The sequence below is a fragment of the Reyranella aquatilis genome (assembly GCF_020880995.1).
Classification (GTDB): domain Bacteria; phylum Pseudomonadota; class Alphaproteobacteria; order Reyranellales; family Reyranellaceae; genus Reyranella; species Reyranella aquatilis.
The window spans coordinates 173,668-190,961 of record NZ_JAJISD010000009.1 but is presented as its reverse complement, the minus strand read 5'-3'; the positions used below and the strand labels follow the sequence as shown (position 1 = coordinate 190,961).

The 17,294-nt window shown below is 67.4% G+C and carries 14 protein-coding genes, 1 other RNA gene and 1 pseudogene; 13 read left to right on the top strand and 3 right to left on the bottom strand.

The window, feature by feature from the left end; translation table 11 throughout:
• The first annotated feature begins 134 nt into the window (after positions 1 to 134).
• Both LJ725_RS20610 and LJ725_RS20605 read left to right on the top strand, forming a co-directional pair.
• Positions 135 to 1,253, top strand: coding sequence for a cache domain-containing protein (locus LJ725_RS20610; protein WP_230552661.1), 1,119 nt, complete (start codon positions 135 to 137; stop codon positions 1,251 to 1,253).
• 17 nt (positions 1,254 to 1,270) lie between these two features.
• Positions 1,271 to 2,326: a ligand-gated ion channel gene (locus LJ725_RS20605; RefSeq protein WP_230552768.1), complete on the top strand. Its 1,056-nt coding sequence runs from the start codon at positions 1,271 to 1,273 to the stop codon at positions 2,324 to 2,326.
• Positions 2,327 to 2,406: 80 nt separating this feature from the next.
• Here the strand turns inward: LJ725_RS20605 and LJ725_RS20600 are convergent, their stop codons facing one another.
• From LJ725_RS20600 to uvrB, 3 genes and pseudogenes are all read right to left on the bottom strand, one after another.
• Complete coding sequence (locus LJ725_RS20600; protein WP_230552660.1) at positions 2,407 to 3,618, bottom strand: MFS transporter; 1,212 nt, start codon at positions 3,616 to 3,618, stop codon at positions 2,407 to 2,409.
• 20 nt (positions 3,619 to 3,638) lie between these two features.
• Positions 3,639 to 4,478, bottom strand: coding sequence for an alpha/beta hydrolase family protein (locus LJ725_RS20595; protein ID WP_230552659.1), 840 nt, complete (start codon positions 4,476 to 4,478; stop codon positions 3,639 to 3,641).
• A 9-nt stretch (positions 4,479 to 4,487) separates the two neighbouring features.
• A pseudogene (uvrB, locus tag LJ725_RS20590) lies at positions 4,488 to 6,869 on the bottom strand (excinuclease ABC subunit UvrB); the annotation flags it as partial.
• Between uvrB and LJ725_RS20585 the strand changes: the two are divergent.
• From LJ725_RS20585 to mraY, 11 genes are all read left to right on the top strand, one after another.
• The gene (locus LJ725_RS20585; RefSeq protein ID WP_408015762.1) at positions 6,801 to 7,472 is read left to right on the top strand and encodes a sulfite exporter TauE/SafE family protein; all 672 of its coding nucleotides are present in this window, start codon (positions 6,801 to 6,803) and stop codon (positions 7,470 to 7,472) included. The pseudogene uvrB and the gene LJ725_RS20585 sit on opposite strands and share 69 nt — an antisense overlap.
• A 7-nt stretch (positions 7,473 to 7,479) precedes the next feature.
• Positions 7,480 to 8,181, top strand: a complete 702-nt coding sequence (locus LJ725_RS20580) for a tellurite resistance TerB family protein (RefSeq protein ID WP_230552656.1) — start codon at positions 7,480 to 7,482, stop codon at positions 8,179 to 8,181.
• A gap of 2 nt (positions 8,182 to 8,183) precedes the next feature.
• Entirely contained in the window at positions 8,184 to 8,873 is a 690-nt protein-coding gene (locus LJ725_RS20575) for an N-acetylmuramoyl-L-alanine amidase (protein ID WP_230552654.1), read from the top strand.
• Positions 8,874 to 8,885: 12 nt separating this feature from the next.
• An RNA gene (rnpB, locus tag LJ725_RS20570) (RNase P RNA component class A) lies at positions 8,886 to 9,273 on the top strand.
• Positions 9,274 to 9,488: 215 nt separating this feature from the next.
• Positions 9,489 to 9,968: a division/cell wall cluster transcriptional repressor MraZ gene (locus LJ725_RS29225; RefSeq protein WP_230552652.1), complete on the top strand. Its 480-nt coding sequence runs from the start codon at positions 9,489 to 9,491 to the stop codon at positions 9,966 to 9,968.
• Positions 9,965 to 10,912, top strand: coding sequence for a 16S rRNA (cytosine(1402)-N(4))-methyltransferase RsmH (rsmH, locus tag LJ725_RS20560; RefSeq protein ID WP_329958382.1), 948 nt, complete (start codon positions 9,965 to 9,967; stop codon positions 10,910 to 10,912). Before LJ725_RS29225 ends, rsmH begins: the two co-directional genes overlap by 4 nt.
• A complete protein-coding gene (ftsL, locus tag LJ725_RS20555) occupies positions 10,909 to 11,460 on the top strand; it encodes a cell division protein FtsL (protein ID WP_230552650.1) in 552 nt (183 codons plus the stop codon). The genes rsmH and ftsL overlap by 4 nt, the downstream gene beginning before the upstream one ends.
• Positions 11,457 to 13,322: a peptidoglycan D,D-transpeptidase FtsI family protein gene (locus LJ725_RS20550; protein WP_230552649.1), complete on the top strand. Its 1,866-nt coding sequence runs from the start codon at positions 11,457 to 11,459 to the stop codon at positions 13,320 to 13,322. The genes ftsL and LJ725_RS20550 overlap by 4 nt, the downstream gene beginning before the upstream one ends.
• A gap of 4 nt (positions 13,323 to 13,326) precedes the next feature.
• The gene (locus tag LJ725_RS20545) at positions 13,327 to 14,796 is read left to right on the top strand and encodes a UDP-N-acetylmuramoyl-L-alanyl-D-glutamate--2,6-diaminopimelate ligase (protein WP_230552648.1); all 1,470 of its coding nucleotides are present in this window, start codon (positions 13,327 to 13,329) and stop codon (positions 14,794 to 14,796) included.
• Positions 14,793 to 16,199, top strand: coding sequence for a UDP-N-acetylmuramoyl-tripeptide--D-alanyl-D-alanine ligase (locus LJ725_RS20540; protein ID WP_230552647.1), 1,407 nt, complete (start codon positions 14,793 to 14,795; stop codon positions 16,197 to 16,199). The genes LJ725_RS20545 and LJ725_RS20540 overlap by 4 nt, the downstream gene beginning before the upstream one ends.
• Before the next feature lies 1 nt (position 16,200).
• Positions 16,201 to 17,292, top strand: a complete 1,092-nt coding sequence (mraY, locus tag LJ725_RS20535) for a phospho-N-acetylmuramoyl-pentapeptide-transferase (protein ID WP_230552646.1) — start codon at positions 16,201 to 16,203, stop codon at positions 17,290 to 17,292.
• Positions 17,293 to 17,294: the final 2 nt, after the last annotated feature.

Sequence of the window (17,294 nt, the reverse complement as noted above, 5' to 3'; positions counted from 1 at the left end):
GCAAGATTGCCAGTCGTGGCGTTTCCGGGCCGGACTTCCGCCGCATACCGCCGATCGACGTGGGGAGATGGCGCGAACACGGCCCCGCACTTCACGCGAGTTCTGGTCACGACTCCACGCCTGAAGGACAAGTCATGACGTTCGGCAACCGCATCGCCGCGATCATGTCGGTCGTGCTGCTGGCGAGCTTCGGTACCATGATCGCGCTCACCTTGTCCGATTTGCGCGACGACATGCGCCAGCGGCAGGGTGCGGCTCTCAAGACCGTCGGCCTTACGTTGCGTTCCACGTTGGAACGAAACGGCAATACGGCGCTTGCGCTGGCGCAGGTCTTCGCTCTGCAGCCGGGTAACGTCTCGGCGGTCGCCAGCGGCGACCGTGGAGCAATCCTCGAGAGGCTGAAGCCGGTCTACGCCTATCTCAGCAAGCAGAATGGCGTGGAAATGCTCCAGTTCCAGAGCGCAGATCTCAAGATGTTCCTGCGCTTGCAGGAGCCGGAAAATTTTGGCGACGACGTTTCGCAGGCTCGCCCGATGGTCGTCGCGGTCAACCACAGCCATATGGGTCAGAGTGGTGTCGAACTGGGCCGGCGAGGGCTGGCCCTCCGGGGCGTGGCGCCGGTCATGGACGGAGCCAAGCTGGTCGGCACGGCCGAGGTCGGGCTCGGCCTTCCCGATCTGATCCGGGCGGTCAAGACGCGAACCGGCGCGGAGGTCGCGGTCGTCCTTTCGGTTGGCATGGGAGCGCAGCACGGCGACAAGAAGGTGTATGGCGACCTCGTCATCAGCGAATCGACCGACAGCACCCTGTTTGCGCGGTTGCTGGAAGCGGCATCGCCGCGTCTGGCGCGCGAGGATTCCTTCGCCGAAGCCGTGCTCGACGACGCGACCTGGGGAATCGTCGTCACGCCGCTGCTCGACTACAGCGGCCGCATGATCGGCGGCTTCATCGCTGCGGCGAATTTCACGACCCTGCACGCCAGCTACTCGCGCCAGGCCTGGAAGCTGCTTTTTGCGGCGTTTGCCGCGGTGGTCGTCTGCTTCAGCGTCATCGCCGTGGCAATGAAGAGCTTCGTCGCTCGTCCACTTCAGGTGCTGGGCGACTGGCTCGAAGCCCTGGCCGAGGGTCGTCAGCCTGGCAGCGCGGTTCCGCCGCCGGGTGCTGCGGACGCCGACCGGATCGTCAAGGCCGCGACGGCACTGGCAGGCCGGGTGGTGCCCGCCTCCGCCGGGGCGAAAGAGCCTGCGACATGAGATGGGCCTTCGCCTTGGTGGCGATCCTCATCGCATGCTCAGGCCCCGTGCAAGCACAGAGCGCAGCGTCGCCCGCCATTCCGCCTCCCTTGCCGGCAGGCGTCGAACTGCCCATCGAGGTGCGCCTGTCGGTGCGTATCCTCAACATCACCCGTTTGATCGAGACCACGGGCGAACTCAGTGCCTCCATCGAGTACACTCAGCGCTGGGTCGATCCCGGCCTGCGTTTCGATCCGGTCGCGAAAGGCGAGGAGCATATCGACCTGACGGGTGCCGCGGCCGAGGCCCGTCTCGGCCAGATCTGGCGCCCGGGAATCACCATCGACAACATGATCGGCAACCCGCGCTCGCAGACCGTCTTTCTGTCGATATTCCACGATGGCAGGGTCGTGCAGATTCGCCGGCTCGATGCCGACTTCCGCATACGCGCCAACATGTCGAGCTTCCCCTTCGATACGCAGTATCTGCCGCTCAGCTTCAGTACGGCACGCCACTCGGCCCATGAGGTCGCGCTCACGACCACCGAGTTCGACCGCAACTTCTCGACGGTCAATCCCGACATCTCGGCGAACAACTGGAAGCCGCGTGGCGTCTCTTTCGTGCAGAGCAGTTTCTTCGGCTGGAATGCCCGCCCGTTTTCCCGCATTACGCTGATCACGACGGTCGAAAGAGACTGGACGCGCTACATACTGCGCCTGTTCGTACCCTTCATCGCCATCATGTCGCTGTCTCTTTTCCTGCTGTGGGCCTCGACGAGCGTGCTGCCGAACACCCAGCGTGTGCCCATGGTGTTTTCGACGCTGCTCGCCCTCGCGGCCCTCAGCTTCACTTTCGAAGCGAGCTTCCCCGGCTCGATCTCGATGAATTCGCCGATCGCGGCAATGATCTCCATGGGATATCTCTATCTGCCCGCGGTGCTATTGATCGACCTGTTCCCTGGTCTCGACAACAGTCGCTTCGCGCGGCGTTTTCCCTACCTTCTGCCGGAGGTGCGCCGGAACCTTCGGCTCACCGTGCCTCTGCTGTTCTTCGGGCTCTGCCTGTATTCATTGTTGCCGACGATCGAAAAATAGAGCCGACCCGGCCGCCGGAATGCCTGTCCGGTCACTCGGCAGAGCGTGCGCCTCTGCAGGAAGCATGGTTCAGGGCATTTTCAGCCGCCCCGCCGGGCGGCCCGGCCGAGGAAGAAGGATGCCGTCGCCACGCCCGCCGCCAGCAGCAGGTAACCAGCCTCGTAGAAGCCGGTGACGGCCAGGACGGTGCGGAACAGGAGTGGCGAGAGAAGCGCGCCGGCGAATACGAAGAGCTGGGTGGCGCCGGTGAACTCGGCGGCGCGACCCGGCGGCGCCCGCGAGGCGCTCTCGGCGATGAACACGCCGTTCCAGCCCACGGCGGTACCGCCCAGGATCGTGCAGACGATGTAGACGGCCGTCGTGGGCCAGGCCGGCGTCGTGAAAGACATCACCGTGGCGGCGATCGCGATGATGGCGCCGATCCCGGCCAGCACGGCGGAGGGACGGCGCAGCAGATCCGCGAGCGCTCCCCAGAAGATGCGGCCGAAGGCGCCGGCGACCGTTGCGGCCGACAGTAGCGCACCCGCCAGCACGTAGGACATCTGCAGCCCGTCGACGGCGTAGACGACCGTGAAGTTCACGACAATCGCCTGCGTCGCCGAGAACAGCATGCCGATGAAGCACATCGGCCGCAGGATCGGATCGCGCCAGGCGAGCTGCAGCGGCTCGAAGATCTCGGCCAGCGTTGGGAGGCGCGCGTTGGCGCCGCTGCGCTCGTCGTCGTAGAGCGCGCGCAGCGGCTGCACGGCGATCGCGCCGGCGATCGACAGCAGGCCGACGGCAGCCGCGGCCCAGCGCCAGCCGAAATCGAGCGCGAGGGTAGGTAGCACCGCGCCGCAGATCGCGAAGCCGAGCGGCACGCCGCTTTGCTTAAGCGAGAAGGTGACGTTGGCCAGCCGCGGCGGCGAGACGCGGGCGAGAATGTGCGAACTGGCGATGGTCAGCGGGCCCGAGCCCAGGCCCACGATGAAGGCCGAGAGCGCGGCCATCGCCACGCCACCCAAGGCCAGGACGAAGGAGCCGAGAGCCGCGATGGCAAGTCCGGTCTGGATGAAGCGGATCGGACCCAGCCGGCGGTTGATCGTGCCGCCACCCACCGTCGAGATCATCGCCGCGAGATAGACGATCGACACGTAGTAGGCGATGTCCGCGGCCGCAACGCCGAGTTCCGGTGCGGCGGCCGGCGCCAGCACCGAAGCTTGGTTGAACACCATCGTCGACACGACCTGGACGAGGGTGAGCGAGACGAGCGCGATGAGGTATCGACGAAGATCGGTCGGCGCGGCGGGCATGGCGCCGCGACTATAGCGACCTAGCGGAGCCCGGCGAGGAAACTCTCGACGAGAGGCGACCAGACGGAATTGCCGTTGCTGGCGCCCGCCAGACTGTGCCCGTCGCGACCGAAGGCGCCGACCGGGCGGTAGGTCGCCTTGCCACCGGCGGTGTTGTAGGCTTCCGCCATTCGCCTGGCGAGAGACGGCTCGAAGAAGCTGTCGTTCTCGGCATAGATCCAGAGCATGGGGACGCGGGCGGTCGCGCCGTACCTGCCGGCCGCGTCGACCAGCGCGCGCGGCGTGCAGTTGCCGATGCCGCCGCCCGACAGTTTCTGATGTCCGCCGCGTCCGCCGGCAAAGTTGATCATGCCCGCCACGCCGGCCGGGTTGCGGCTGGACAGCGCCACCGTGGCCCAGCCTCCAGCCGACTGGCCGACGACGAGGGTGCGATCGGCCGCGACGTAGGGCTGCGTGCGCATGAAGTCGATCGTGGCCTGGATGTCGGCGGCGCCCTGGAGGCCGGCCCGGTAATAGTCGGGGGCGTCGCACAGGCCGTACCCCTCCGCCCAGTCGCCGCCGGTCTCGCCGTAGCCGCGCCGCAGCGGCAGTGCCACGACATAGCCGCGCGACAGGAACCACGACGACAAGGCCGTGTAGCGTGGCCGTTCCATCTTGTAGCGCTGCGAACCGTCGGCCGGCGAACCGTGATTGATGACGACCAGCGGGTTCTTCGCCTCGCCCGGAGGCCGCATCACCGTGGCCACCAGGGTCGATCCGTTGGGTCCCGGCAGGCGAACCACCTGCTCGCGATCCTGGGCGGCGAGGGGCCCGATGCAGAAAAAGAAGAAGAGAAGAACTGCGACCGGGCCCAAGCGCATCGTGATCTCCTAGCGGCCGCTGCGTCGAGCGGGCTTGCCGCGTCCCCCCGAGCCCGTCCGCACGCCGCGGAAGACCCGGGAATGCTGCATCTTGCCGAGATGGACGCCGACGTTAGCGCTGGCGGCCTGGCCCGGCAATTCGAGCTCGTGGGCCTCGAGGCGTCGGATCTCGTCACGCAGGCGGCCGGCTTCCTCGAATTCGAGATCGGCGGCGGCGGCGCGCATGCGCTTCTCGAGTTCGGCGATATGGGTCCGCAGGTTGTGGCCTACGAGATGCACGTCGCCCGAGACGCCGGTGTCGACCGTGTAGTGGTCGCGCTCGGCGGTCGACTGCAGGATCTCGGCGATGTTGCGCTTCACCGAAGCGGGCGTGATGCCGTGCTTCTCGTTGTAGGCCTTCTGCTTGGCCCGGCGGCGGTCGGTCTCGGCCATGGCGTACTTGATCGAGTCCGTCATCTTGTCGGCATAGAGGATGACGCGGCCCTCGACGTTGCGCGCGGCGCGGCCGATCGTCTGCACCAGCGAGGTGGGCGAGCGCAGGAAGCCCTCCTTGTCGGCGTCGAGGATGGCGACCAGCGCGCATTCGGGAATGTCGAGGCCCTCGCGCAGCAGGTTGATGCCGACCAGCACGTCGAACGCGCCGAGCCGCAGATCGCGGATGATCTCGATGCGCTCCAGCGTGTCGATGTCGGAATGGAGATAGCGGCAACGAATGCCGGACTCGTGCATGTACTCGACGAGGTCCTCGGCCATGCGCTTGGTCAGCACGGTGACCAGCACGCGCTGGCCTTTCTTCGCGCAGTCCTTGCACTCGGCGATCAGGTCATCGACCTGCTTCTCGACCGGCCGGATCAGGACCGTGGGATCGATCAGGCCGGTCGGACGGATCACCTGTTCGATGAACGTGCCCTGGGTGCGCTCCATCTCCCAGTCGCCCGGGGTGGCGCTGACATAGGTGGTCTGCGGCCGCAGGGCGTCCCACTCCTCGAACTTCAGCGGCCGATTGTCGATCGCCGAGGGCAGGCGGAAGCCGAACTCGGCGAGCACGCTCTTGCGGTTGAAGTCGCCGCGGAACATGCCGCCGATCTGCGGCACCGTGACGTGGCTCTCGTCGCAGATCAGCAGGGAGTTCTTGGGAAAGTACTCGAACAGGGTGGGCGGCGGCTCGCCCGGCTTGCGGCCGGTGAGATAGCGCGAATAGTTTTCGATGCCGGCGCAGGCGCCGGTCGTTTCCAGCATCTCGATGTCGAACAGCGTGCGCTGCTCCAGCCGCTGCGCCTCGAGGAGGCGGCCGGCGCGGTTGAACTCCTCCAGCCGCTGCTTCAGGTCGGCCTTTATCTGGTCGATCGCCTTCTGCATCGTCGGCTTCGGCGTCACATAGTGGCTGTTGGCGTAGACGATGATGTCGTTCAGCGAGATCGTCTTGTCGCCGGTCAGCGGATCGAACTCGGTGATCGAATCGATCTCGTCGCCGAACATCTCGAAGCGCCAGGCCTTGTCCTCGTAGTGGGCGGGGAACAGGTCGATCGTGTCGCCGCGCACCCGGAAGGTGCCGCGCTGGAAGGCGTTGTCGTTGCGCTTGTACTGCTGCTCGACGAAGCGGCGGATCAGGGAGGAACGGTCGATCTTCTGTCCCTTGTGCAGGCGGAAGGTCATTGCCTGGTAGTTCTCCAGCGGACCGATGCCGTAGATGCAGGACACCGACGCGACGATGATGACGTCGTCGCGCTCCATCAGCGCGCGCGTCGCGGAGTGACGCATGCGGTCGATCTGTTCGTTGATCGACGAATCCTTCTCGATGAAGGTGTCGGTGCGCGGGACGTAGGCCTCGGGTTGGTAGTAGTCGTAGTACGACACGAAGTATTCGACGGCGTTCTCCGGAAAGAAGCCCTTCATCTCGGCATAGAGCTGCGCCGCGAGAGTCTTGTTGGGCGCCATGACGAGCGCCGGCCGGCCCTGGCTCGCGATGACGTTGGCCATGGTGAAGGTCTTGCCCGAGCCGGTGACGCCCAGCAGCACCTGGTCGCGCTCGCCGGCTTCGACCCCGGCGATCAGTTGCCTGATGGCCTCGGGCTGATCGCCGGCCGGCGTGTAGTCGGACACCAGCTTGAACGGCCTGGGCGTGACGCCTTCGAGCTCCGGCCGCCGCTGTATGTACGGCATCAGGAGCGGAACGGCGGGAACCGCAAGATTCTTTGAGGGCATGGCCTGCATTATATGATGCGCGTGCGTCGGTCCGGCAATGCTAGCGTCCGGCCCGCCATGCCCGACCTGTTGAGCGCTCCCTTCCTCATTTCTGCCGCCGTTGCCTGCATTGCAGGCATGGTGCGAGGCTTCGCGGGCTTCGGTGCGGCGATGCTGATGACGCCGATCTTCTCGGCTCTCTACGGCCCCGCGGTAGGCGTCGCCCTCTGCCTGCTTCTGGAGATCGCGGTCGCCCTGCCGCTGGTTCCGCGCGTCCTGCCGCTCGTCGACTGGCGACGGATCGGATTGCTGCTGCTGGCGGCCGCCGTGGGTGTGCCGTTCGGCAACATGGTGCTGACCGCGGTCGAACCCGAGCCGATGCGGTGGGCGATCTCCGCCATCATCCTGGGGGCCGTCGCCATGCTGGCCAGCGGCTGGCGCTTTTCCGGCCGGCCGAATGCCGCGACGACGCTCGCCGCCGGCGCGAGCAGCGGCTTCCTGAACGGGCTCTCGGGCATGGCGGGGCCGCCCATCGCCTTCTATTACCTGGCGGGCAACGACCCTGCGGCGAAGGTGCGCGCCAACCTCACGACCTATTTCGTCTTCGTCGACCTGATTGCGCTCACGGCTTTCGCGTCGCGCGACCTGATCGGCTGGAGCACGGGCGTGCAGGGCCTGTTTCTTGCACCGGCCGTGATGCTGGGAGGCATTGTCGGCGAGCGTCTGTTTCCGCTGGCGAGCGAGGCCTTCTATCGTCGCCTCGCCCTGCTTCTTCTCGTCGGGGTCGCCGTCGGCTCATTGGTGATATAAGTCGATCATGAAGATCTGGGACAGAATCGTTGAAGGCATGAACGGGCTCGGCATCGCCGAACTGCTGGGCCTGTCCTCGCCGCCCGCCGACGATGGCGGTCACCCCGGCCTGCGCCAGATCGGCTTCACGATCGGCGTCATTGCGCTCGGCGCCAAGATGGCGCGGGTCGACGGCGACGTCTCCGAATCCGAGGTCGCGGCCTTCCGCGACTTCTTCCAGGTGCCGCCGGGAGAGGAGGCCAACGTCCAGCGCTTCTTCGACCTGGCCAAGCGTGACGCCGGCGGTTTCGAGACTTATGCGCGCCAGGTCGCGGCCCTGTTTCCCGACGCGCCCGAAATCCTCGAGAACGTGATCGAAGGCCTGTTCAGCATCGCGCAGGCCGACGGCCGGATCGGTGCGCCGGAAGCCGACTACCTCGCGAAGGTGGCGAGCATCTTCGGCCTGCCGAGTTCGCGCTTCGAGCGTGCGAAGGCCGCCGCGCTGGGCGTCGTGGAGTGCGAGCCGTGCGTGGTGCTGGGTATCGATCCGCTGGCGACCGACGAGCAGATTCGCGAGGCATGGCTGCGTCAGGTCCGCGCCAACCATCCCGACAGGCTGATGGCGCAGGGCCTGCCGGAAGAGGCGATCGCCATGGCCAACCGCAAGCTCGCCCTGATCAACGACGCCTATGACCGGCTGCGCAAGCAGCGCGGTCTCGTGCCGGCCTGAGCGTGACGTTCGTCGACCTGCCGTCGCCCAATCATGCGCCGAGGCCGGACGGGCAGGGGGTCGACATCCTCGTGCTGCACTACACCGAGCTTCCGCTGCGGGAGTCGCTCGACATCCTCCGTGACGGAATGCGCGAGCTGCGCGTCAGTTCGCACTACGTGCTCGATCTCGACGGCACCGTGTATCGGCTGGTGCCGGAGGAGCGCACCGCGTGGCATGCGGGCAAATCGTGGTGGCGCGGTCGCGAAGGCCTGAACGCCACGTCGATCGGCATCGAGATCGTGAACCTCCATGGCGATCGCCACGACTATCCGCCGGTGCAGATCGACGCGCTGACCGAACTCTGCCGCGGGATCCTGGCGCGCCATCCGGCGATCGAGCCGCGCAACGTCGTCGGCCATTCCGACATCGCCCCGCAGCGCAAGATCGATCCCGGTCGCCGCTTCCCGTGGAAGACCCTGGCCGAGCGGGGGATCGGCCTATGGCCGCGCGCCGGCGTGCGACCGCTCGACGGCGACTTCCACAAGGCGCTGCAGCGGTATGGCTACGCGCCGCCCCTCGCCGTCCCGCCCAAGGAGATCGTGAAGGCCTTCCAGCGTCATTACCGGCCAGCCCAGGTCGACGGCATGATCGACCCCGAAACCAGGTCGCAGCTCGCCGGTCTGCTTGACCCGCTGGGACGAGCGGCCTAGTCAGGCGCCGGGTCAGACGGCTGGATGACTGCACTCGCGCGGACAACCGCACGGGTGAGGAAAGTCCGGGCTCCACGGAGACACGGTGCCGGATAACGTCCGGCGGGGGCGACCCCAGGGAAAGTGCCACAGAAAACAGACCGCCTGCCTGGCTCGCCAGGCCGGTAAGGGTGAAACGGTGGAGTAAGAGCCCACCGCGCGACCGGTAACGGGAGCGGCATGGCAAACCCCACCGGGAGCAAGACCAAATAGGGGCGGCACGCCGGGCAACCGGCAGCGGTGTTTCCGCGTCGTCGCCCGGGTCGGTCGCGCGAGGCGCCCGGTAACGGGCGTCCCAGAGGAATGGTCATCCATCGCTTTCGGGCGAGGACAGAACCCGGCTTACAGGCCGTCTGACCCATTCCGTTCCTCCTCGACGAAGCACAAACACAATCCCTTGCGTTTGCACGCAGCGAGCGCACAATAGATGTTGTGGCTAAGCCTTTCAGATTCCTTGGGGATTCTCGCCCATGGTAATTGCATCCCGGACTTTCCCATGGTATCCCATTGTATCCCGTGTAACAGACGACGCAGGGGCGTGGGGCACCTGCAGCGGGTCTAGAGGGGAGATGGGCCGTGGCATTCCGGTCCGAGATCCTGATCAAGCTGGACAAGAAAGGCCGGGTTCTGTTGCCCGCGGCCTTTCGCGACGAATTGCCTGCCGACGATCGCGGCGCGTTCGTCCTCTATCATTCCCCCACGATTCCCGGCCTCGTGAATGGCAACTCGCGCGCGGGCTTCGATGCCATGCTGGAGCGCCTGCGTGCCGAAGCGCTGGGGCCGAAGGGTTCGCTGAAGGTCGCCCTCGACGACGAGGCGTTCGACCCGGCTGGTTATCTGTCGGCGGGCGCGCGCACGGTTTCGCTGGAGCCGGATGGCCGCTTCACGATGCCCGCCGAGTTCGTTCAGGCGCTCGAGGCGACCGACGGCGTCATGCTCGTGGGCAAGGTCGAGAAGTTCCAGCTCTGGAATCCTGCCCGCTGGCAGGCGCGCCGTGACGCGGAGCGCGAGAAAATGGCGGCGTTCGTGCGCGGGCTGAGCGGAGGCGACGCATGAGCGGCGTTCGCCACATCCCGGTGATGATGCGCGAGGTCGTCGATGCGCTGCAGCCGCGCGACGGCGGCCGCTATCTCGACGGCACGTTCGGCGCCGGTGGTTACACGACCGCCATGCTCGATCGTGCGGATTGCCAGGTGATCGCCATCGATCGCGATCCCGATGCGATCGCGGCCGGCCGGGCGATGGCCGAGCGTTATGCGCCGCGCCTGCGTCTGATCGAGGGCCGCTTCGGCGACATGGCCGAGCTCCTGTCGGCCGAAGGCGTCGAGGATGTCGACGGCGTCGCGCTCGATCTCGGTGTCTCGTCGATGCAGTTCGACCAGGCCGACCGCGGCTTTTCCTTCCGTGCCTCCGGTCCGCTCGACATGCGCATGGAGAAGAACGGGCAGTCGGCGGCCGATCTGGTGAACGACGCCGACGAAGCAGAGCTCGCCGACATCATCTGGCGTTACGGCGAGGAGCGCCGCAGCCGTCGCGTCGCGCGCAACATCGTCGAGGCACGCCGCGCCAAGCGCATCGAGAGCACCGGTGAGCTGGCCGAGATCGTGCGCCGCGCGGTCGGGCCGCAGGGCAGGGACGAGAGCGATCCCGCCACGCGCACCTTCCAGGCGCTGCGCATCGCGGTGAACGACGAACTGGGCGAACTCGAGCGCGGCCTCGCCGCTGCCGAGCAGGTGCTATCCCCCGGCGGCCGGCTGGCGGTCGTGTCGTTCCATTCGCTGGAAGACCGCGCCGTGAAGGAGTTCGTGCGGGCCCGTGCGGGTCGCACGCCCGGCCCGTCGCGCCACGCGCCGCCGGGTGCGGCAGCGCGCGCGGCCACATTGCGTGACCTGTCGCGCAAGCCGTTGCTGCCGTCCGATGAGGAAGTCGCGGGCAACCCGCGCGCGCGCTCGGCTCGACTGCGCATTGCCGAGAAGATCGGCGCGGGAGACCGCGCATGATCCACCGCGGTCTCCTGTTCTGGTCGGTCGCCGCCGTCGCCACGGCCGTGGGCCTGTTCACCGTAAAGTACAAGGTGCAGGACCTCGAGGAGCGGATCGACCGCACCAACCAGAAGATCATCGAGAGCCAGCAGGCCACGCACATCCTGCGGGTCGAATGGGCTCACCTGAACGAATCCGAGCGGGTCGAACTGCTCGCCCAGAAGCACCTCAAACTCGAGTCGGCCTCCATCAAGCAGGTCGTCCGACTCGATCAGCTCAAACCCGAATCTGTCCCCCCGCGGCGCGAAGCACCACTCCCTTCCCCCCCACGAACGGGCAACGACGTCCCCTCGTCGACTTTGCCCGGTGGTGCCCGCGTCGCAGCGGAGGCCGGCAGCCCCTCGCCGGCCTCCGCACCCCTTTCCAAGCGTACCCCCGGACCCACGACGCCCCCTCGACCGGCCCAGATACAAGAGCCGGCAACATCGGGTCCGGTTGGCGACGGCCAGAGCGCCGCAGTCTCCATCGATGAAATCCTCTCGCGTAAACAAGAGGGTACACGATGAGGCTGTGGCGGAAGTCTGCCTCGCCTGACCCGGCCGCCGCGGAAAACGCGGCGGCCGGCGCGCGTTACGCCTCGGCCAAGGAGAGGCTCAAGGGCGACGCGCAGGAGACCGCCCGTCAGCGGCTGATGATCGCCTCGGTGATCTTCGGCATTGCCTTCACGGCGGTCGGCCTGCGCATGGGCTACGTGTCGCTGCTGCGCGACGGCGCCGAGCCGACCCAGCGCGTCGCCGCCCGCGGCGGCTCGATCCAGTCCGAGCGGGCCGATATCGTCGATCGCAACGGCGCGGTGCTGGCGACGTCGGTCCCGGTCATGTCGGCCTTCGTCAATCCGCACCTGCTGCTCGATCCGCAGGAGGCCGCGCGCAAGATCGTGACGGCGCTGCCCGACCTCAAGTACGACGAGGTCCGCGAGAAGCTCGAGGGCGACCGGACCTTCGTCTGGATCAAGCGCGGCCTCAGCCCGCGCGAGCACGACCGCGTCAACCGCCTCGGCATCCCCGGCCTCGAGTTCCAGGCCGAGGAGCGGCGCATCTATCCGCAGGGCACGGCCGCCGCGCACATCCTGGGCTACGCCAGCGTCGACAATACCGGCCTCGCGGGCATGGAGCGGTACTTCGACCAGCAGCTCCAGAGCGGCGAGACCGTGCAGTTGTCGATCGACCTGCGCCTGCAGCGCATCGTCGAGCGCGAAATCGCGCGTGCCGTCCAGAAATTCTCGGCCATCGGCGCCACCGCGATCGTGATGGACGCGACCAACGGCGAGGTCCTCGCCATGGCGTCGCTGCCCACCTACAATCCCAACAGCACCCGCACGCTGACCAACGAGGCGCTGTTCAACCGCGCGACGCTCGGCGTCTACGAGCAGGGTTCGACCTTCAAGATCTTCAACACGGCGATGGCTCTCGATTCGGGCAAGGTCTCGATGACCAGCGTCTTCGACGCGACGTCGCCGATCAAGATCGACCGCTTCACGATCAACGACGATCACGCGCAGCGCCGGCCGCTGTCGGTACCCGAGATCTTCAAGTATTCGTCGAACATCGCCTCGGCCAAGATGGCGGTCGACGTCATGGGACCGGAGGGCCAGCGCGCCTTCTTCGACAAGATCGGCTTCCTGAAGCCGGTCACGACCCAGCTTCCCGAAGTCGCGTCGCCGCTCTGGCCGCGTCACTGGATGAAGATCAACACCATGACCATCGCGTTCGGTCACGGCATCTCGGTGACGCCGCTGCACCTCGCGATGGGGTCGGCGGCAATGGTCAACGGCGGCATCCTCTACCAGCCCTCGCTGGTCAAGCGCACCGCCGCCAGCGACAAGGGACGCCGCGTCATCCAGCAGAAGACTTCCGTCCACATGCGCCAGCTGCTGCGCCTGAACGCTGTCGAGGGCACGGGCAAGAACGCCAACGTTCCCGGCTACGAGGTCGGCGGCAAGACCGGCACGGCCGAAAAGCCCGGTCGCGGCGGCTACCGCCAGAAGGCGCTGATCAGCTCCTTCGTCGGCGCGTTCCCGATGAACGATCCGAAGTTCATCGTGATCGTCTCGCTCGACGAGCCGAAGGGTCTGCCCGAGACGGGCGGATACGCGACGGCCGGCTGGGTCGCGGCGCCGTCGGTCAAGGTGATCATCGAACAGATCGTGTCGCTCTACGGCATCCTGCCGGGCGACCTCAAGGAAGGCCTGCCGCCGATCGAGATCGCCTCGACGCCGGTGCCGGCTCCGGTCGTACCGGCGCCGGTCGTGCCGGCGAGCATCCGTCGCTCTCCGGGCGATCATCGCAAGGCCCTGCCGGTCCGCCCGGCCCCCGGTCAGACGGCGGCGGCACCCGGTCCGGGAGTGCGTCGCGTTGCGTCTGAGTGAGCTCATGCGCCGGGGCGCAGACTCAACCGCGAATATTCCCGCGCTGCCGCGCGATCCCATTCTTGCCGGACTGACGCTCGATTCGCGCAAGGTAAAGCCGGGCTATCTCTTCGCCGCCCTCTCGGGCAGCCACCAGGACGGCGCGACCTTCGTCGCCGATGCCGTGAAGCGCGGCGCGGTCGCCATCCTCGCCGCTCCGGATGCGGCGTTGCCGCCGCTCGATCCCGGCATCGTGGTCCTGCGCGACGCCAATCCGCGCCGTCGCGTGGCACTGATGGCCTCGGCGTTCGCGGGCCCGCAGCCCGCCACGATCGCCGCCGTCACCGGCACCAACGGCAAGTCCTCGACCGTTCATTTCGTGCGCCAGATCTGGGAGCGTCTCGGACTGAAGGCGGCCAGCGTCGGAACACTCGGCATCGTCTCGCCCGGTCTCGTGCGCGACGGCGGCCTGACGACACCCGATCCGGTCCAGCTTCACGAGGATCTCGCGACGCTCGCGCGCGAGGGCGTGTCGCATCTTGCCATCGAGGCGTCGAGCCACGGCATCGACCAGTCGCGGCTGGACGGGCTTCGTCTCGCCGCGGCGGCCTTTACCAATCTCACGCACGAGCATCTCGACTATCACCGCTCGATGGACGCTTACTTCGCGGCCAAGGCGCGGCTGTTCGACACGCTGCTGCCGGCAAACAGCACGGCGATCGTCAATGCCGACAGCGATCGCGCCGATGCGCTGGCCGCGATCTGCAGCCGGCGCGGCATTCGCTTCTGGACGTACGGCGCGAAGGGCGCCGAGTTCCGTATGCTGGCAGACGACCCGACGCCGACCGGCCAGCGCCTCACGCTCGAGGTCATGGGCGTACGGCACGAAATCGACCTGCCGCTGGTTGGCGGCTTCCAGGCCTCGAACGCCCTCGCGGCTCTGGGCCTCGTCGTCGCCACCGGCGGCGATCCGGTCCGCGCCGTCGAGGCACTCGCCCACCTGACCGGCGCGCCCGGGCGACTGCAACTCGTGGCACGCCATCGTTCGGGCGCCGCCCTGTACGTCGACTACGCCCACAAGCCCGAGGCGCTGGAGACCGTGCTGCGCACCTTGCGGCCCTTCGCACGCGGCAAGCTCGTCGTCGTGTTCGGCTGCGGCGGCGACCGCGATCGCGCGAAGCGTCCGGTGATGGGCGAGATCGCGACGCGGCTCGCCGACCTTGCCATCGTCACCGACGACAATCCCCGCAGCGAGGAGCCGGCCGCGATCCGCGCCGAGATCGTGCGCGGAATCCCCGGCGATCGTCGCAACTGGGTGGAGATCCCCGAGGGTCGCCATGTCGCCATCGCGGCCGGCGTGGAAGCCCTCGCGGGTGCTGACGACCTGCTGCTGATCGCCGGCAAGGGCCACGAGACGGGCCAGACCATCAAGGGGGTCACCCACCATTTCGACGATGCGGAAGAGGCGCGTGCCCTGACGGGAGACGCGGCTTGAGCGCGCTGTGGACCTCCGACGAGGTGACGGCCGCACTGACTGCCGCGTCGGTCAGCGCGCCGTTCGACGCGACGGGCGTCACCTTCGACAGCCGTGCGGTCGGCCCGGGTGACCTGTTCTTCGCATTGAGCGGCGAGACGACCGACGGACACGCCTTCGTCGCAGATGCCCTGGCGCGTGGAGCGGCCGCCGCCGTCGTGTCGCGTGACGTCGAGGGCGCGCGCGGTACGCTGGTCCGCGTGCCCGACACCATGAGGGCGCTGGTCGAGCTCGGGCGTGCCGCGCGTCGACGCAGCGGCGCGCGCATCGCCAGCGTCACCGGTTCGGTCGGCAAGACCAGCACCAAGGACGCTCTACGCGCGATGCTCTCCGCCCAGGGGCCGACGTCGGCCAGCGTGGCGAGCTACAACAATCATGTCGGCGTGCCGGTGAGCCTCGCGCGCCTGCCGCGCGACGCGCAGTACGGCGTGTTCGAGATCGGCATGAACCATCCCGGCGAGATTGAGCCGCTCGCCCGTCAGGTCGAGGCGCATGTCGGCCTCGTGACCAATGTAGGGCCGGTCCATATCGGCCACATGGGCAGCGAGGAAGCGATCGCCGACGAAAAGGGCTGTCTCTTCGCCGGCATGGTGGAAGGCGCAGTCGCCGTGCTCAATCGCGATAGCCGCCATTATGAACGCCTGGTCGGGAAAGCCCGTCATTTCGGCGTTTCCCGGATCGTCGGCTTCGGTCGCCACGAGGCGGCGGAGGCCCGTCTTATCTCCTGCGACCTGCAGGATTCGGGCAGCGATGTTGCAGCCTTGATCCACGGTCGCCGGATCGAGTATCGGCTGGGCGCGGCCGGCGAACACTGGGTGCTGAACAGCGTTGCGGCGCTGGCCGTGATCGACGCGATCGGCGCCGATGTCGTGAAGGCGTCCGCCGTGCTCGCGGGAGTGAAGGCGTTGCCGGGTCGCGGCGCCCGCCGGATGCTGAAGTTCGGCAACGGCACGATCGAGCTGCTGGACGAGAGCTACAACGCCAATCCGGTGTCGGTGCGGGCGATGCTCGCGGTTCTGGCCCAGGCCGAGCCGCAGCCCGGCGGCCGCCGAATTCTGGCGCTGGGCGATATGCGCGAGCTGGGTGAGGGCGCGGACGGATACCACGCGGGACTTGCCGATGCGGTGGCCGCGAGCGGCGCCGCACAGGTCTTCCTGTGCGGTCCGCACATGAAGGCGTTGTGGGAAAGGCTGTCGCCCGCGCAGCGCGGGGTGCACAGGGCGGATTCGGCGGCGCTGGCGGGCGATCTTCCCGCGGTGCTGAGGGCAGGGGACGTGGTCGCGGTGAAGGGTTCGCTGGGTTCAAAAATGAAGATCGTCGTGGACGCCATCCTGGCGGCCAGCGGCGGCGAGGCGGGACGCTAGGATGTTCTACAATTTTCTCTATCCGCTGGCGGACCTGTTCTCGCCGTTCAACCTGTTCCGCTACCTGACGTTCCGCTCGATCGCGGCCTTCCTCACGGCGCTGGTGCTGAGCTTCCTGATCGGGGGCGCGCTGATCCGCTGGCTTCGCAGCAAGCAGAAGCAGGGGCAGCCGATCCGCGACGACGGTCCGGCCAGCCATCTGATGACGAAGAAGGGCACGCCGACGATGGGCGGCCTCCTGATCCTGATCACGCTGTCCGTCGCCACGCTGCTGTGGGCGGATCTCACCAACCGCTATGTGTGGATCGTGCTGGGCGTCACCCTGGCCTTCGGGGCGGTGGGCTTCTGGGACGACTTCCTCAAGGTGACGAAGCGCAACACCAAGGGCGTGCCGGGCAAGATCAAGCTGGCGCTCACGGTCGCAGCCTCCGGCATCGCGGTCTACCTGATCGCGCAGGCGTCGCCCGCGCCGCTGCGCTACCAGCTGGCGGTGCCCTTCCTCAAGGACGTGCTGATCCCGCTGGGTATCGTCGGCTTCATCGCCTTCGGCGTCCTGGTGATTGCCGGCACCTCGAACGCGGTCAACCTGACCGACGGTCTGGACGGTCTGGCCATCGGTCCGGTCATCATGGCGTCGGCCGTGTTCGGCCTGATCGCCTACGTGGTGGGCAATTCTATCCTCACCAACTACCTCTATCTCCATCACGTGCCGCGTTCGGGCGAACTCGCCGTGCTGCTGGCGGCCCTGGTAGGCGCGGGACTCGGCTTCCTGTGGTTCAACGCACCGCCCGCGATGGTTTTCATGGGCGACACCGGATCGCTCGCCATCGGCGGCGCGCTGGGAGCGGTCGCGGTCGTCACCAAGCACGAGATCGTACTTTCGATCGTGGGCGGCCTGTTCGTCCTCGAAACGGTTTCTGTGATCGTGCAGGTTCTGTCCTATCGGTGGACCGGCAAGCGGGTCTTCCGCATGGCGCCGCTGCACCACCATTTCGAACAGAAGGGCTGGGCCGAACCCACCATCGTCTTCCGCTTCTGGATCATCGCCGCCATCCTGGCGATGGCCGGCCTCGCCACCCTCAAGCTGCGGTGAGC